Source organism: Deltaproteobacteria bacterium, from assembly GCA_016219225.1.
Classification (GTDB): domain Bacteria; phylum Desulfobacterota; class RBG-13-43-22; order RBG-13-43-22; family RBG-13-43-22; genus RBG-13-43-22.
On the sequence record JACRBX010000185.1, the window covers coordinates 1 to 16,887 of the forward strand.

Consider the following 16,887-nt stretch of genomic DNA (forward strand, 5'->3'; position numbering starts at 1 on the left):
ACCACATCCCGGGGACGCAGGATGTGGCACCCGTAATGGGGGGCCACCTTAAGATTTTGGAAAGGCCGGGTATTTTTTTTCCAGATATTGGTTGGATCAATATCTTCAAAAAAAACATTTAACAGGTGTTTGATTTCAACTCCGGCAGGATACCTCAGGCCTTCTTCCTTTAAGACCTCATTAACTTCCTTTAATAGCGCCTCATTTTTTTTTAAAAGAAAATCCGCATAGCGCAGCGTGCCGTAACAGCACTTACAAAGACACACCAGGGGTAACCCCTTTTCGCCGACCAGGGCGATATTTCGGGCCGCGGAAAAAATAAAGGCTTTAAAGTCCAGAAAGCGAATCGGGTATCCGCAACAGGCAAGTTCCAGATCCACGAATTCGATCCCGAACCGATCCAGGACCATTCGACTGGAGGTTTCGTAAAAGGGGACATAATAGGGCACTTTGCATCCGGGGAACAAGATCATTTGCATTGGCAATTCCTTTAAAAATACAGGCTATAGGCACGAGGCAAGAGGCTATAGGTGAAGAAAAATCAGGGAAACCTTTCTTACTATTGCCCCTCGACCATTGCCACCTTAAGTTATCTCCATGCCTCGTGGCGCCCCTGGGGCATGAGGGTTTAAAAAAAACAAGAATCCAGAATCCAGAATAAAAACTCTTAAACACCTGATTCTAAATTTTATTTTCATGTTTCGTGGTGCCACGCCCTAAGCGTGGCTGAGAGTTTAATACGGAAATATCCTGGATTAACCTCCGGGCTTGTTTGTGCTCCGTCATGCCGGACCCGATCCGGCATCCAGGGCTTTAGGTGCTTTCTTTAACCTGGATTCCGGCTTTTGCCGGAATGACGATCCAAAGCCAAGCAAAGCAATATTTTCATGCTTCATGGTGACCCGACGGCCCATGAAGGCTTAATATGAAAACAGGGTTCTAAATTCCAAGATTTGTCCTTTGAGCTTTGAGCCTTAACCTCTCAGCTTTGAGCCTTGAGCTTCCCCATCTGTTGAAAAGCGATATTCTTAATTTCAAAAAGGATATCCGTTACCCGAACCCCCTGGGGGCAGTTCTCCTGACAATTATAACACCCCAGGCATTCCCAGACCAGGCCGGGCCCTAACACACTATCCTGAAGACCGAATTTCAAACTATGCATAATTTGATGGGGGAGCAACCCCAGTTCCTCTGTGGGATTTTTATAATTAATGACCACCGGGCAGGCGTTGGTACAGGTGACGCATTCATAACAGGCATAAAAGGTAGGACCCTGGAAGGATAGTTGGACATCATTTCTAAAGACTTTCCCCTTTGACGTCAATGGAATAATGGCTTTGGTCTTATCCCGCTCGAACCGGGAGACAAAGCTGTCACGGGTCGAAACAAACAGGTCCGGACAGCCCAGATGCTGGAGATCATCCCGCATGCAAAACCACAATTCCTGGGCGATAATGCCGACCGGACAAACCTGTGTGCCTCTGTAGCAGCCGGTACAAATGGAGGCCCCTTCCTGAAAATGGGACAGGCTTTGGGGCTTTTGTTTTTTCCGATAAACGATCTCTTGAAAAGCGCTTAATTTTTCTGATGGCAAAATAGTCAGATTCGGGATATGCCTGAAAATCGGCCTTACGGAACAATGTTGAGAACAGACCGCGCAATGGGTGCAGGCATCCAGCTCAATGGCCTGGACAGTGACGATATTGGCCGGAGAGGCCGTGGTACGGTCCATCACCCCGTTGATCAGGAGCACCAGGGGACTGGTCAGGATGTGGAAAAATTTGGTAAAGGGCAATAAGGCCAGGCCGATAAAACAAACCAGGAAATGGAAATACCAGAGAAAGGACCTGATTCCGGCTTGACCCAAGGCCAGAGCCAGCGGACTCATCGCTTTAGCCAGAGGATACGATAAAAAGGCCGATGTGGGTTTCGAATGGCAGGAAGCACAATTCAGAACATGGAGTTCCCGCCCCTTTTCTAAGCTGATGGAATCCATAGGAGGGACCTGCGGAAAGACCACAGCAAAGTCTTTGGACCAATAGGCTCTCAGGGTCCTGACTTCCCCCTCATCGGTTATCGAAGAATATTCCGAAACCATTTCCTGAAACCGTTGGTGAGATAGGATCTTGGTGGCCTCCAAAAAAAATCCGGAAAGGGCGATCAAGGAAAGGACCATCAGGGCATAGACATCGGCACTGCGGGTAGTGAGGCGCATGACCGGGTCGGTCAGACGGCGATAGACGGCAATGAGTAAACCGGCCAGCAGCATGGCCCCAAAGAAATTTCTCAAAAAAAGAAAGGGATTCAGGGTGGCGGCGTATTCGGAGAAGAGTTTTTGGCTCACATAGCGTTCCAGGGCATGCATCAGGAGCAGGAATAAAAACCCATAGGCAATACAAATATGCATGAACCAGCGCCAAAATCCTTCCCGCCCGATCCGTTTTTGCAGTAGGATCTCCCGGACCCAAATCTTTCCCAGGAGAAAAAGCTTTCGACTGAGGAGGGTGGATGAAATGCCTTTAAAGGCCTGAAAAAATCGTTCCCGGGGCCTGATCCTTCTGGCTTGATCGCCGATCCGGCATTGAAACCACATCAGGACCTTATAACCCAGCCCCAGACCGAAAATAATCAAGGCTGCATAAAGACAGATTTTAAAAAACATGGCCCCTCCAAGAAATCATTGCAATCCATCCCCTTCCGGTAAGCCAAAATCCCTTTAAATTCATTATAATTCCTGCCGCAAACCGACGCAAGGGTTTAAATAATTTAACTTGGTTAAAATCCAAAAGCTTTGACTTAAGTCAACTTATTAATAAAAGGGGCGAAAGGCTATGGGCGATGGGCGATGGTCAATAGGTTATAAGGTTTTCCCGATTTTTCTTTTCCTATAGCCTCGTGCCTATAGCCTATAGCCTGTATTTTCTATTTTCGAACTAAGGTCTTGAAAAAGACTCCGAAAACCAGGATAATGGAAAAATGAAATCCACCCCGGCCTTTTTAAAAATCATACTGGACAGCATTACCGAAGGGGTCTTTACCATAAACAAGGATCGGGTGATTACCTCCTTCAACCAGGCGGCGGAAGCCATAACCGGATTCCCCCGGGAAAAGGCCATGGGCAAAAAATGTTATGAGATCTTTCAGGCCGATATTTGCCAGGAGTCCTGTGCCCTGGCCCGGACCCTAAAAACCGGGAAAAATGTCGTGGACCTGCCGGTCAATATTTTAAATGCCGAAGGGAAAGTCCTTCCGATCAGCGTTACCACCGCCGTTTTAAAGGACGTTCAGGGAAAAATGATCGGAGGGGTGGAGACCTTTCGCGATTTGAGGGTTATCGAGACCCTGCGTAAAGAAATAACCGGAAAGTATACCCTGAATGACATCGTTAGTAAAAGTGCCGCCCTGCAGAAAATCTTCGACATCCTGCCCGATATCGCCCGGAGTGACAGCGCAGTCCTCATCCTGGGTCCCAGCGGGTCCGGCAAAGAGATCCTGGCCAAAGCCATTCACCAACTGAGTGGCCGGAAGGATAAGCCTTTTGTAGCCATTAATTGCAGTGCCCTGCCGGAGACCCTGCTTGAATCCGAGCTTTTCGGCTATGTTCGCGGGGCCTTTACCGACGCCAAAAAAGACAAACCCGGAAAGTTTGCGCTGGTCGATTCCGGGACCTTATTTTTAGATGAAATCGCTGACCTGCCCCTGACGGTGCAGGCCAAGTTATTAAGGGTCCTCCAGGAAAAAACCTATGAACCCCTGGGTTCCAATGTAAGCCGAAACGTTAAGGCCCGTTTAATCTCTGCAACCAATAAGGGTCTGAAGGATCTGGTTAAAAGCGGCCTGTTCCGAGAGGATCTTTATTATCGACTCAAGGTCATCCAGATCGAATTACCTTCTTTAAAAGAACGCCGCGAAGATATCCCTCTTCTGATTGAGCATTTCATTAATAAATTTAATTTTAGAACCGGAAAAAAAATTTCCCAGGTCTCGTCAAAGGCACTCCAAATCTTGATGCATTATGATTTTCCCGGCAATATTCGGGAATTGGAAAATATCATTGAACATGCCTTTGTCCTCTGCCACGGTCCTGTTATCCAATTATCCCATCTTCCCCCCGACCTCCAGCATTACGGCTGGGAATCCGCCATTCCAACCCTTCTTTTGGGGAAAAAATGGAAGGACCAGGAATGGGAGGTCATCCAAAAGGTCCTGGAAAAATATCAGGGCAATCGAACCCTGGCCGCCAAAGAATTAGGGCTCCACCCCACCACCCTCTGGCGAAAGCTTAAACGCTTTTCTTCATCCCCTTCTTGATTGCAAATTGCAATTTTGCAATCAATTTATTGCAATTTGCAATTTATGCTCAAAACCAGCCGGACGCCGATAATTTAGTATCCAATTAATATTATTATTAAATACCCATGTTCTTTTTTTGGCATCCTTTTTGATTAATTAGAATATTGAAATGAAAAATCTAAACGAATAAGGGCCGGAATAATTATACATGATTAAAGTGGCCATTCCCATCTTCCACAACCGGGTTTCTCCCCGCCTGGACTGCGCCCGGAAATTACTGGTCCTGGCGATAGAGAAAAATCAACCGGTGGAAAGAATGGAATTAGATATCGGTCACTGGCTGCCCGACGAAAAGATCATTCAACTGCGGCAAATGGGAATAGACCAACTGATTTGTGGTGGAATTCGGATTGAAGACCGGATCGGATTAAACCGTTTTGGAATTCAGGTGGCCTCCCCTCTTTATGGAGAAGTAGATACCATCATAGAAGAGTATTTAAGAGGAAATTTAAATGTCTCCTGTTGTCGGGCCAGGAAAAGGAGACGCTGAAAGGATTTATTTAAAAAAATGAAAATAGCCATTAGTGCCAAGGGGAAAACCCTGTCGGCGGAGATCGACCCTCGTTTTGGACGGGCGGCCTTTTTTATCCTGGTCAATCCGGAAACGATGCATTATGCGGTTGTAGAAAATAAACAGAACCTGCATTTGCCTCAAGGGGCCGGAATTCAGGCCGCTCAGATTATTGTGGAAAGCGGAGCGAATATCCTCTTGACCGGCAACTGCGGCCCCAAAGCTTTCCAGGTATTGAAGGCCACCGGGATTAAGGTGGCGGTGGGAATATCTGGAACGCTTATGGATGCCGTTACCCAGTTTAAACAAGACAAGATTAATTATGCCGAAACACCTAATGTGGAAGGACATTGGGGATAACACCCCTTTGATTGTGGATTGCGGAATATTAGGAATAGGACAAAACTCTTTTGATTGCGGATTGCGGAATTTATGCGGGATGAATTAGTGGCTTATGGTCTGGATTCCCGCCTGCGCGGGAATGACGCATTTTTACGAGACCATCACCATCGATAAGTCCGCAAAAAGTCGATGAAACCCGCATCACGTCATTCCGGCGAAAGCCGGAATCCAGGGAATTCGACTACTCCTGTCCCCCGGCGTCTGATCCGGGGTTAGCCGGAGTGACGGCCTTAGAGAGTTTTTAATATAGGCATCATCATTAACAGTCCAAGAATAAAGGAGGGATTATGCCAGGAAGAGATGGAACCGGCCCGGCAGGAAAAGGCCGTGGTGGCGGTCCTGGGTCGGGAGGAGGCAGAATGGGTGGTGGTTCCGGCCTGGGTGCCGGTGGAAATTGTCTTTGCCCTAAATGCGGCAATAAGAGCCCCCATACCAGGGGAACGCCCTGCAGTACCATGAAATGTCCCAAATGCGGCACCGCCATGGTCCGGGGATAGGATTTAGTAGAATAAGGACCTCATTAATCGGTGGGTTACGTTATCACTCCACCCACCCAACATTTTGTTAAGCATAGGTTAACATAGAGGAGTTTTGAATAAAAAGTTTTCACCGGCAAAGGCCGGATGAGTCCCGCCGACGAAGGAGCACCTCCCACTCCCTCAGGGGCGGGGCTCAAACAAAAGGTGGTTTAAGGAAAAATTATTTCCCCTTTGCGTTCTTGGCGTCTCTGCGGTGAAAATAGTTTTTCAAAAAGCTAAACTGGTACGGTTTTTTAAAAAATTGGAACAATAAATATTGAAAGGAGTTTTGATTATGAGTAGTTGTGGACATGGTTCTCATGCGGGAAATGATTCCCAACGGGCGGAAGATGCCTCTATTGCCAGATCGTTATCCCGTATTAAAAACAAATTATTGGTCATGAGTGGAAAGGGAGGGGTCGGGAAAAGCAGTCTGGCGGCCAACCTGGCCGTAGGCTTATCCCTGAAAGGCTACCAGGTCGGTCTTATGGACGTGGATTTACATGGTCCCAGCATTCCCAGGATGCTCGGACTGAATGGTCAGGCCCCCATTCAACAAAATGTAGGGATTTACCCTATCCCCGTGAATGAAAACCTTAAGGTAATATCCGTTGAAGTATTGATGCCCGACAAGGATTCCCCCATGATCTGGCGAGGTCCCTTGAAGATCGGGGTCATCCGGCAATTTATCGCCGATGTCATCTGGGAAGACCTGGATTTCCTGATTATTGATTCCCCCCCGGGAACAGGGGATGAACCCTTGACCGTAGCCCAGACCATACCGGATGCCCAGGCCATTGTCGTTACCACCCCTCAGGAAATCTCCTTATCCGATGTACGCAAGTCCATCAATTTTTGCCACCAGGTCAACATGCCCATCATGGGCCTGGTAGAAAACATGAGCGGTTATATCTGTACGCACTGCGGACAGGAATCGGCCATTTTTAAAAAAGATGGGGGAAAACGAACCGCCGTCTCCATGGGCGTTCCATTTTTGGGGAGTATTCCTTTTGATATGCACCTCATGGAAATGACCGATCAGGGAAAGGCCTATCTCCTTAATAACCCGGTCCCGGCCGTTAAAGGGGCACTTGATGGTATTATTGAAAAGATAGTAATTGCAACGACCGGAAACCGAAAAGCCCCGATAATACCTGTGCAGGAGGAATTAACCCGAATGGACTCAAAAATACCAACGCTCGATAGTTTAAAGATTGCCATCCCCTTGGCTGAGGGAATTCTTTGTAATCATTTTGGTCACTGCGAACAGTTTGCTTTAGTCGATTTACGAGGAAAAAACATTATTCAAAAGGTATCTGTAACTCCCCCTCCCCACGAACCGGGACTTCTGCCCCGCTGGTTAGGCGAAAAAGGGGTGAATCTCATCATCGCCGGAGGGATGGGACAGCGGGCCGTCGGTCTTTTTACGGAACAAGGAATCAAAGTATTAACCGGTGCCCCGCAACTTCCTGTGGAAGAATTGATTGCCCATTATGTCAATCAAACTTTAGTTACCGGAGCCAACGTCTGTGATCATTAGTATCGCCAGCGGGAAGGGGGGAACAGGCAAGACCAGTGTGGCCGTGGCTCTGGCCTTATCTCTGGAGAAACCGGCTCAACTCCTGGATTGCGATGTGGAAGCCCCCAACGCACATATCTTCATGAAGACCCGATGGGAGAAAAAAGAGACGGTTTATCTCCAGATCCCGAAGGCCGATGAGGAAAAATGCACATATTGCCAGGCCTGTTCCCAACTTTGCCAATTTAAGGCCATCCTGGTGTTAGGCGAAACGATTCTGACTTTCCCTGAAATGTGCCATGCCTGCGGAGGGTGTTTTCTGGTCTGTGCGCCGAAGGCCTTGATACCGGATCGGAAAGAATTGGGGGAGGTTGAAGAGGGTTGGGCCGGGCCCGTGCATTTTGTTCATGGTCGATTACGGGTCGGGGAGCCCTTGTCACCCCCTTTGATCAAAGAGGTCAAAAAACGAATCGACAGAAAACAGGTTGTCATCCTGGATTCTCCACCCGGAACTTCCTGCCCGGTTATTCAGACGGTGAAAGGCTCGGATTTTACGATCCTGGTGACCGAACCCACCCCATTCGGGCTTTATGATTTAAAGCTGGCCGTCGAGGCCCTGGGAACCTTGGGTATTCCCTGCGGGGTAATCCTGAACCGAGCCGATATAGGCGATAATCAGGTCCAAACCTACCTGGAATCCGAAGGGATCCCTTTGTTAATGAAGATCCCCTTTGACCGAAAGATAGCCGAAGGCTATGCCCAAGGGCAGTCACTCGTTGAAATACACCCGGAATTAAGGGAAAAATTTCAAAAACTTTTCCACGAAATCCTTAAAGGGTACATAAAAAACTATTTAGAAACACATTAAGGGAAAGCGGCTCGGTATGGCTGTAACTAAAATAAAGGAATTATGCGTTTTAAGCGGTAAGGGGGGAACCGGCAAAACCAGTCTGGTAGGTGCCCTGGCAGCCCTAATCTCTAATAAGGTCCTGGTCGATTGCGATGTGGATGCCCCGGATCTACACCTGCTGCTCGCACCTGTAATCAATAAACGTGAGGAATTCATGGGGGGCCGCAAGGCAAAGATCATCTCGAAACTATGCACGGACTGTGGTCGTTGCCGCGAAGTCTGCCGTTTTGAGGCCATCAACGAAGACTTTCGGGTAGACCCGACCGCCTGCGAAGGCTGTGGGGTCTGTGTTCAATATTGTTCCTTCGGGGCCATTGACTTCCCCATAGCGGTTTGCGGCGAATGGTATAGCTCAGAAACACGCTTCGGGCCCATGGTCCACGCCCGGTTAGAGCCAGGCCAGGAGAACTCAGGGATGCTGGTGGCCCTCATACGAGGCAAAGCACAGGAACTGGCCGAAGAAAGACGACTGCCTTTGATCCTGGTGGATGGCCCTCCGGGCATCGGTTGTCCGGTGATTTCTTCCTTGACCGGTGCTGATGGAGTCTTAATCGTAACTGAACCGACCCTCTCGGGGCTCCATGATCTGAACCGGGTGCTTGATTTAGCCGGTCACTTCAAAATTCCAGGGATGGTCCTGATCAATAAATATGACCTGAACAAGGAGATGGCCGGTCAGATTGAAACCTATTGCCGGGAGAAAGGACTGGGACTGGCCGGAAGCCTTCCCTATGATCCGGCGGTAACCGAGGCCATGATCCAGGGAAAAACCATTCCGGAATGCAGCCGAAATGGCCTGGGAGTCGAAATACAAAAGATCTGGGGGGAAATCCATGAACATCTGCTTGATTGATCTGGCCGCCGAGGCTAAAGTTTTTAATTATTAAAGTTGTTTGACCCAATCTGCAACAACGTGTATAATTCCCACCGTGCCTGATACCGGGTAACGATTCCCCACTAAAAAGGAACCGGAGCATGGGAGAGCGGACTTGCAAAAGATGTTCAGTAACCAGAGTGAATAATTTATGTAAGGCCTATGAAAAAGCCCACCGGAATAATAATTCGGCGGGATTTCATGAATTAAGGGAAGTGGTCACACTCGTAAAAACCCGGGGATATGATGAAGCGTCGAGATTATTGAAACCGGGTATGGCCGATGAAGACCTCCGGGCCTTTTGCTGGAATGTTTCATCTTTTCTGGAGGATGATGAACTGAACCGGATTCTGAACCGGCCCTCTGCAAAATAAGGGAAAAAAGTTACAAGATGCAAGATGCAAGGATGAATAGAGGGATCGGAGATCGGGGATCAGGGATCAGGGATCAGTTAAAGAATAAAGTTGCAAGTAAAAAAAACCTTGAACCCTGTCCAGGGTTTTGACTTTCAGCTTTCAGCTCTTCCCATTAAACCCTCATGCCCGTTTTGGGCACCACGAAACATGAAAAAGGATTCAATCCCGCCAAAGGCGGGACAGGGGCCAAGGATTCAAGGGAAAGGCTTGGAATTTAAAACCCTGCGGTTCCCCGGAGGGGAACCTTTTCTATAGCTCGACGAATCGGCTCCCAAAAGGGAGCCTCTTCGGAAGCTCGGCGGAGCCGAGCGGGCCGAGCGGCTGAACCCTCGAATCCTGGAATCCTTGAACCCTATTTTCGTACTAAATTAGCCCGATGCAAGATAACGATATCCAAAAACCAACCTCTAATCGCCATTCGGAAGAACCGGTCTCCGGGTTGGAAGAAGACCTTGAGGCCAGATCCCAGATCCTTTTGGCTGGAGAAGCCACTGTAGTTCTGGATCGAAAATCCAGGATTATGGGTTCCAATGAAACAGCCCGGCGGCTCTTCGGACAGGAAATGTTGCCCGGCGAACCGTTTTTGCTTGAAAACATCCTCCAAGGTCCTTATTTAGCCGAAGCCCAGGCCGCATTGGATAATGCCCTGGGAAAAGGTGATGGCACCCAAAACCTGCCGGCCAGGGCCGAAGATGCCCAGGGTATTTCTTTTAACTGTCTCTACTCGGCCAATCCCATTTTCGGGCCAGGGAAACAAGTCATCGGCGCTTTGTTAAGCTTCCTGGATGCCGAGTATGTCGCCATTCAGCCCAGACCCTTTACCGATCCGGCCCTGTTGCCCCAAGTACCCACTCTGGGTTTTGAAAACCTTTTGGAACAATTAGCCGAAGGGATCTTTACCATTAATTCCCGCTGGCGGATCATCTCCTTTAATCAGACGGCCGAGAGGATTACGGGTTATCGCCGCGATGAAGTCTTGGGACGCTTTTGTTGGGAAATCTTCCGATCCGATCTTTGTCAATCCGATTGTCCCTTGCGCATCACCCTGGAAACAGGCCTCACCCGGTTGGACCAGGATGTACGGATGCTTGATAAACGGGGGTCCAAATTGCCCGTACTGGTTAATACCAGTGTGGTCCGGGACCGCAATGGACTGGTCGTCGGGGCGGTCGAATCCTTCCGCCCCCTGTTGGAATTACATGAAGCTTTGAATCCTTCTCCTCAAAAACATTTTCTGTCGGATATTATTGGCAAAAGCCCTTCTATGACCCGCATCTTTGAGATGCTCCCCGATCTGGCGGCAACGGATGTCAATGTCCTGATCCAGGGAGAAAGCGGAACCGGGAAAGAATTGATAGCCCGGGCCATTCATGACCAATCTCCGTACAAAGAAGGGCCTTTTATTGCCGTAAATTGTTCGGCCCTGGCTGAAACCCTTCTGGAATCGGAGTTATTCGGTCATGAAAAAGCGGCCTTTACCGGCGCAGTGAGATCCAAGGTCGGGCGCTTTGAACTGGCCAGGGGGGGGACCTTATTTCTGGATGAAATCGGCGAACTTAAGCCCGAGCTTCAAGTAAAACTTCTGCGGGTTTTAGAGCAAAGGGTCTTTGAACGGGTCGGGGGAACCCGATTGATCCCTATGCAAGCCCGTATTATAAGCGCTACCAATCGGGATCTGGCCAAGGCCCTTCGGGAAGGAATGTTTCGGGAAGACCTTTTTTACCGCCTCCGTACTGTCCCGATAACCCTCCCTCCCCTTCGTGAACGCCGGGAAGATATCCCTTTGCTGGTCGAATATTTTATAGCCCGGCTCAATAAAAAATACAAAAAAGAGATCCGCGTCCTGGACCCCAAGGTCCAGCGCCTGTTCATGACCCACCCCTGGCCGGGCAATGTGCGGGAACTCGAAAGGGTCCTGGAACATGCCTATGTATTTGTCAAGGGACCGGTAATTTTTTTAAACAACCTTCCGGCCATGGATGAATTCCTTCAGGAGCGCAAATTAGAAGGCATTCAGGAAAACAGCGGGGAGTCTGATAGCCAAGCCATCCAAAAGGCCTTAACCCGGGCTGGCGGGCGCCGTGAAGAAGCCGCCGCCTTATTAGGTCTCAGCCGAACTTCTCTCTGGCGAAAAATGAAACAATTCGGTTTAAAATAGGACCATGTTTCAAATTGTTTCAATTGTTTCAGTAATTGGAAATATTTTGAAACATCATTAAAGTCCACAAATAATAACAACTAATAATGGTCTGGATTCCCGCCTGCGCGGGAATGACGAGTTTTTACATAGGCGTCAATAGTGATGAATTCGTAAAAAGTCGCCGAAACACGCATTACGTCATTCCGGCGCAAGCCGGAATCCAATGTTTTTAGCAGGTTATAATTTCCTGGACCCCGGCTTGCGCCGGGGTGACGAGTTTTTACGAGACCATCGATAGTGACAATCTCTTAAAAAATAAATAGGTGCCTTTTTAAAGTAAATTCAAATTGTTCTACCATCACTCCAGCCCCAGGGCTTAATCCTTCCGATTGCAGGTGAGTTTTTATAAGCTAATCCAGATGAAACAATTTTTGTTTCATTCAAAATAATTTCCCCTTCCTATTTATAAAAAATATAACAAATTCAATAAATTAATAATTTGGCCTATTTTTTGCATATTAAGATAATTGTTCTTGCAAAATCAATGAATTTCATTATTTAAGGAGGTTTCAAAGTGATCAAGGAACATGTGGACATTGATGATATCATAGAACGATATCCGGGAAAGCCGGAATCATTAATATTTCTCCTCCAAGATATTCAGGCTGCCTATAACTATGTCTCCCCCGAGGCCATGACTCTGGTCTGTGACCATGTAGGCGTCCCCTTAACCCAGGCTTATGCGGTGGCCACGTTTTACCAGTCTTTCAGTCTGGAACCCAAAGGAGAACACGAGATTCGGGTCTGTCTGGGAACGGCCTGCCATCTGAAGGGGGCCGGGCGTATCGTCTCCGAATTGGAAAGGCGATTGGGTATTAAGGCCGGCGAAACAACCAAGGACCTGAAATATTCATTAGATACCGTTAATTGCCTGGGGGCCTGCGCCCTGGCACCGGTTTCCGTTGTCGATAGTGACTATCAACCTAATACCACGACCCCGAAGCTTGTTAAGCTACTCGACAAACTGGCCTCGGAATAAAGCCGTAAGGGAAAGGTAATGGCATGGCACAACCCAAATTAGCAGAACAACCAAATAGTATGAAAATTAAATCGATAGAGGAACTGAATGCCTTCAGACAGGAAATCTTGTCCCTTCAGGATCCTGCCCGGCCCACGGTGATCGTCTGCCACGGCACGGGATGTTTGGCCAACGGCAGTCCCAAGGTCAGTGAGGCCTTACGCAAAACCATTGCCAAGGCCGGCTTTCAAGCCAAGGTCATGCCGGGAATCAAAACCACCGGCTGCCATGGATTTTGCTCCAGGGGTCCATTGGTCATCGTTAAACCTTACGGTCTCTTTTACCAGCGGGTGAAAGCCGGTGATGCCGAGGAAATCGTCAATACGACCTTGTTAAAGGGAGAACCGGTAGAGCGCCTTCTTTATAAAGACCCCAAGACCAAAGAGCCCATTGCACTTGAAAAAGAAATTCCCTTTTATAAATTTCAGCAGCGGGTGGTCCTCAGAAACATAGGCAAAGTCGACCCCATGGATATTCGGGACACCATAGCCGCCGGCGGCTATCAGGCTTTGGCCAGGGCCATGACCTCTCTCACTCCCGATGAGGTGATCTCCCAGGTGGAAAAATCCGGGCTGCGGGGCCGGGGAGGAGCCGGTTTCCCTACTGGCCGGAAATGGCGCAGCGCCGTGGCTGCCATAAAGAAAAAAGGCGGTCCGGTTTATGTGGTCTGTAACGGTGATGAAGGGGATCCTGGAGCGTTTATGGACCGGACTATCATGGAGGGGGACCCTCATGCCGTTTTGGAAGGGATGATCATCGGCGCCTACGCCCTGGGATGCCACCAGGGGTACATCTATGTCAGGGCCGAATACCCCATAGCCATTAAACACCTGATTATTGCCATGGACCAGGCCCGGTCCCTGGGCCTCCTGGGACAGAATATTTTGGGAACCGGATTTGACTTCGATATTCAGATCAATCGGGGTGCCGGCGCCTTTGTCTGCGGGGAATCTACGGCCCTTTTTACCTCCCTTGAAGGGAGGGCCGGCGAACCTAGACCCAAGTATGTCCGCTCTGTCGAAGAAGGGCTTTGGGGTAAACCTACGGTCCTCAATAATGTCGAATCCTGGGCTAATGTGCCGGTCATCATCGAGAAAGGGGCGGATTGGTATGCCGGGATAGGGGTCCCGACCAGCACCGGAACCAAGGTCTTTTCTCTGGTCGGCAAGGTCAACAATGTGGGTCTGGTGGAAGTTCCCATGGGAATTCCCTTGGTAAAGATCATTGAAGAAATCGGGGGGGGTGTTCCGGGAGGGAAGCCCTTTAAAGCGGTCCAGACCGGCGGCCCATCGGGAGGGTGTATTCCTTATACCTTGAAAGATGTAGCGGTTGATTTCGATTCCCTGACTAAAGCCGGGTCCATGATGGGTTCCGGAGGGATGATCGTTATGGACCGCAGGGATTGCGTGGTCGACGTGGCCTGTTATTTTTTAAAGTTTCTGGAAGAGGAATCTTGCGGCAAATGTCTTCCCTGCCGGCTGGGAGTAACCCGGATGCGGGAAATGTTGGATACCTTCAGTAAAGGACAGGGAAGCAAACAGGATCTGGAGGACTTAATGAGTCTGGCCCAGGCCATTCAGGATGGGTCTCTCTGTGCCCTGGGCGGCAGTGCCCCGAACCCGGTATTGACCACTGTAAAATATTTTAGAGAGGAATATCTTGCCCATATCGAGCAACAACGCTGTCCGGCCGGGGTCTGTAAGGATCTGATTACCTATCAGATCGATCCGGAAAAATGTACCGGCTGTATGCTTTGTGCCCGAAACTGTCCCCAAAAATGTATTCAAGGGGAAAAGAAAAAACCCCATCGTATCGAAACAGAAAAATGTATCCGCTGCGGTATTTGTTTGGATAACTGTAAATTTGAAGCCGTGCAGGTCTCTTGATCGAGTCTGTGGGCCTGAGTAACGGAGGAGGTTGAAATAATGATCCAATTTAAGATCAATGGTCAGGAAGTGGAGGCCCAGCCGGACTGGACCGTTCTGGATGCGGCCAAAGAGGCGGGAATCCATATCCCCACCCTTTGTTATCACGAAGCCGTAGGCCCGAGCGGGGCCTGCCGCCTGTGCGTAGTGGAATTAGTGGAAGGGTCCTGGTCCAAGGTAGTCATTTCCTGCATGTATCCTGTTAAAGAAGGGATTACGGTTTTAACGGACAGCGACCGGGTGAAAAATGTCCGGCGATGGGTCCTGGAGATGCTCCTGGCCGAGTGTCCGGCCAGTAAAGAAATAAAGGCCCTGGCTGCAGAATATGGCGTAACTACTTCCCGTTTTTCTATAAAGAATCCTCAGGAGCAGTGCATGCTGTGCGGTTTATGTGTGCGGGTCTGCCAGGAAGTGGTCGGGGTTTCAGCCATTACAACGGTCGGCCGTGGGGTCCATAAGGTCATCGGCACCCCATTCGGAAAATCTTCCGAGGCCTGTGTGGCTTGCGGCTCTTGTGTAACGGTTTGTCCGACTGGGGCCATGCAAACCCGTTTGGATAAGGTCCGCGGTGGCCTTGAGGGCCGCCAGTTATGATCCCTATTCCTGAAAAGGTGAGCAAAGGAGGTTTTATGAACAACCAAAATAAAATCGGGGTCTTTTTGTGTAAATGCGATCGCCGCATCGAGTCTCCGGTCGATCTTGAGGCCCTGGAACGCTTGGTCCAGGAAGATCCTTTAATCGAATATACTGAAATTATACCCTTTTCCTGTACGACTCCCGGCCTGGCCCATTTAAGAGAAACGGTTCGGGGAAAAGGTCTGAACCGGATCGTTGTGGCCGGTTGTGAAGCCAGGATCCTGCTGGGAAAGATTGAAAAGGAATTGATGAAGGAAGGCTTTTTTGAAGGACAGGTGGACATGGTCAATTTGCGGGACCATGTAGCGGCAGTTCACAGCCTGCCGCCTGAGGCAATGGCTGAAAAAGGCGCCAAACTGATCCGATCGGCAGTTGCCGGCCTGTCAACGTTAGAGCTTACTCCGCAGGAAAAGATATCGTTTAACGGCCCGGTCATGATCCTTGGAGGAGGCCTTGCCACATATTCCGCAGCCCAGGAACTCCTGCGCCGGGAGATCGACTGTATCATTGCCGTTCAAACGGATGAATATGAGGATGAAATCCGGATGCTCCATGAGCACTATCCCGGAGAGCGCCATTATTATGAACGGTTACGTAAGATCATGGAGGAAGTGGCTCAGAGTCCCTTTGTACGGCGGATCACGGTAGGCGAATTAAGCGGTTTAAAAGGCCGGACCGGCCAATATACGGTCACCTTTTCCAGTCCCGAAGTAGGTGGCGGGCCCCCCAGGGCTTATGAAGCCGGGGCTATTATCGCCTGTCTGGATGGACAGATGCTCAATCAGGGCTCGAATTTCGGCCATGACGGAAAGACCGTCATCTGCCATACGGAAACGGAAGAGCTGATCTGGGTTAAAGGGGTCCCTTCAGGAAAAATCGTCTTTTGGATCAACGATTATGAGTCCGGAACCCCTGAATTTGCCTATCTTTCTTCCCGGTGTGCCTGGTCCATGGCCCGCTACATGGCCGAACACCGTTCCGATGTGGATATTACCATGCTTTACAACCATCAGATGGCCGTTCCGTTGTCAGCCGATGAGCGACGGGTCAGCCGGGAATTGAAGATCCGGTGGGTCCCCTATGATGGGGCCTTGCGACCGACCGTCCAGGCCAATTACCTTACCTATTGTGACCCCAAAGATCACACGGAATATGAACTGCCCTGGGAAAAACTGATCCTATCCCCCAGGCGCTCTGTAGGGGTAGAGGCCACCCGGGTGGCCAAAGTCTTGGGGCTGGAAAGTGAAGAGGGCAAATTTTTAGAGGTCAAACAGGAAAAAGTCCGGCCGGAACAGGTCGGCCGGGAGCCCCTGTATCTGGCAGGGAGCGCCGGCTATCCTTGCGATCTCCATGAGGCTTTACGCCAGGGCCGACGGGCCGCCAATCAAACCGCCGAGATCGTAGAAAAGGATAAAAGGGGAGAATTATACGCCCCCCGTATGGTTTGCGTGGTCGACCCTTCCCTCTGTATTGGCTGTGGGCTTTGTAAGGAAATTTGTCATTGCGGAGGCATCTCCCCGGTGGAGGGTCCGGGTGGGGGTATACCCCGTCAAGTGGATCCCATGGTCTGTACCGGAGGAGGCACCCGTGCAGCAGCCTGCCCCT

15 protein-coding genes are annotated in these 16,887 nt (G+C 49.7%); 13 read left to right on the top strand and 2 right to left on the bottom strand.

From position 1 onward, the window contains the following. The coding region (locus HY879_15890) for a disulfide reductase (protein MBI5604821.1) at nucleotides 1–479 on the bottom strand (479 nt) is incomplete at its 3' end. Nucleotides 480–982: 503 nt separating this feature from the next. After that, nucleotides 983–2,662: a respiratory nitrate reductase subunit gamma gene (locus tag HY879_15895; GenBank protein MBI5604822.1), complete on the bottom strand. Its 1,680-nt coding sequence runs from the start codon at nucleotides 2,660–2,662 to the stop codon at nucleotides 983–985. Nucleotides 2,663–2,976: 314 nt separating this feature from the next. Between HY879_15895 and HY879_15900 the strand changes: the two genes are divergently transcribed. The 13 genes from HY879_15900 to HY879_15960 form a co-directional block, all read left to right on the top strand. Next, entirely contained in the window at nucleotides 2,977–4,311 is a 1,335-nt protein-coding gene (locus HY879_15900) for a sigma 54-interacting transcriptional regulator (protein ID MBI5604823.1), read from the top strand. Between the two features lie 190 nt (nucleotides 4,312–4,501). Continuing rightward, on the top strand, nucleotides 4,502–4,843 hold the full coding sequence (locus HY879_15905) for a hypothetical protein (protein MBI5604824.1): 342 nt from the start codon (nucleotides 4,502–4,504) through the stop codon (nucleotides 4,841–4,843). A gap of 18 nt (nucleotides 4,844–4,861) precedes the next feature. Continuing rightward, nucleotides 4,862–5,224, top strand: coding sequence for a NifB/NifX family molybdenum-iron cluster-binding protein (locus tag HY879_15910; protein MBI5604825.1), 363 nt, complete (start codon nucleotides 4,862–4,864; stop codon nucleotides 5,222–5,224). A gap of 342 nt (nucleotides 5,225–5,566) precedes the next feature. Beyond that, a complete protein-coding gene (locus HY879_15915; protein MBI5604826.1) occupies nucleotides 5,567–5,725 on the top strand; it encodes a hypothetical protein in 159 nt (52 codons plus the stop codon). Between the two features lie 354 nt (nucleotides 5,726–6,079). After that, on the top strand, nucleotides 6,080–7,324 hold the full coding sequence (locus HY879_15920; protein ID MBI5604827.1) for a P-loop NTPase: 1,245 nt from the start codon (nucleotides 6,080–6,082) through the stop codon (nucleotides 7,322–7,324). Further along, nucleotides 7,314–8,171: an ATP-binding protein gene (locus HY879_15925; protein ID MBI5604828.1), complete on the top strand. Its 858-nt coding sequence runs from the start codon at nucleotides 7,314–7,316 to the stop codon at nucleotides 8,169–8,171. The genes HY879_15920 and HY879_15925 overlap by 11 nt, the downstream gene beginning before the upstream one ends. A gap of 31 nt (nucleotides 8,172–8,202) precedes the next feature. Beyond that, nucleotides 8,203–9,066: an ATP-binding protein gene (locus HY879_15930; GenBank protein ID MBI5604829.1), complete on the top strand. Its 864-nt coding sequence runs from the start codon at nucleotides 8,203–8,205 to the stop codon at nucleotides 9,064–9,066. A 161-nt stretch (nucleotides 9,067–9,227) separates the two neighbouring features. Next, complete coding sequence (locus tag HY879_15935; protein ID MBI5604830.1) at nucleotides 9,228–9,461, top strand: hypothetical protein; 234 nt, start codon at nucleotides 9,228–9,230, stop codon at nucleotides 9,459–9,461. 418 nt (nucleotides 9,462–9,879) lie between these two features. Beyond that, entirely contained in the window at nucleotides 9,880–11,661 is a 1,782-nt protein-coding gene (locus HY879_15940) for a sigma 54-interacting transcriptional regulator (protein MBI5604831.1), read from the top strand. Between the two features lie 559 nt (nucleotides 11,662–12,220). Continuing rightward, on the top strand, nucleotides 12,221–12,682 hold the full coding sequence (locus HY879_15945; GenBank protein ID MBI5604832.1) for an NAD(P)H-dependent oxidoreductase subunit E: 462 nt from the start codon (nucleotides 12,221–12,223) through the stop codon (nucleotides 12,680–12,682). Nucleotides 12,683–12,705: 23 nt separating this feature from the next. After that, a complete protein-coding gene (locus HY879_15950; GenBank protein ID MBI5604833.1) occupies nucleotides 12,706–14,607 on the top strand; it encodes an NADH-quinone oxidoreductase subunit NuoF in 1,902 nt (633 codons plus the stop codon). 39 nt (nucleotides 14,608–14,646) lie between these two features. Then, the gene (locus HY879_15955) at nucleotides 14,647–15,240 is read left to right on the top strand and encodes a (2Fe-2S)-binding protein (protein MBI5604834.1); all 594 of its coding nucleotides are present in this window, start codon (nucleotides 14,647–14,649) and stop codon (nucleotides 15,238–15,240) included. Between the two features lie 35 nt (nucleotides 15,241–15,275). Then, nucleotides 15,276–16,887 (top strand): methyl-viologen-reducing hydrogenase subunit delta (locus tag HY879_15960; GenBank protein MBI5604835.1); only part of this gene is annotated, 1,612 nt, incomplete at its 3' end.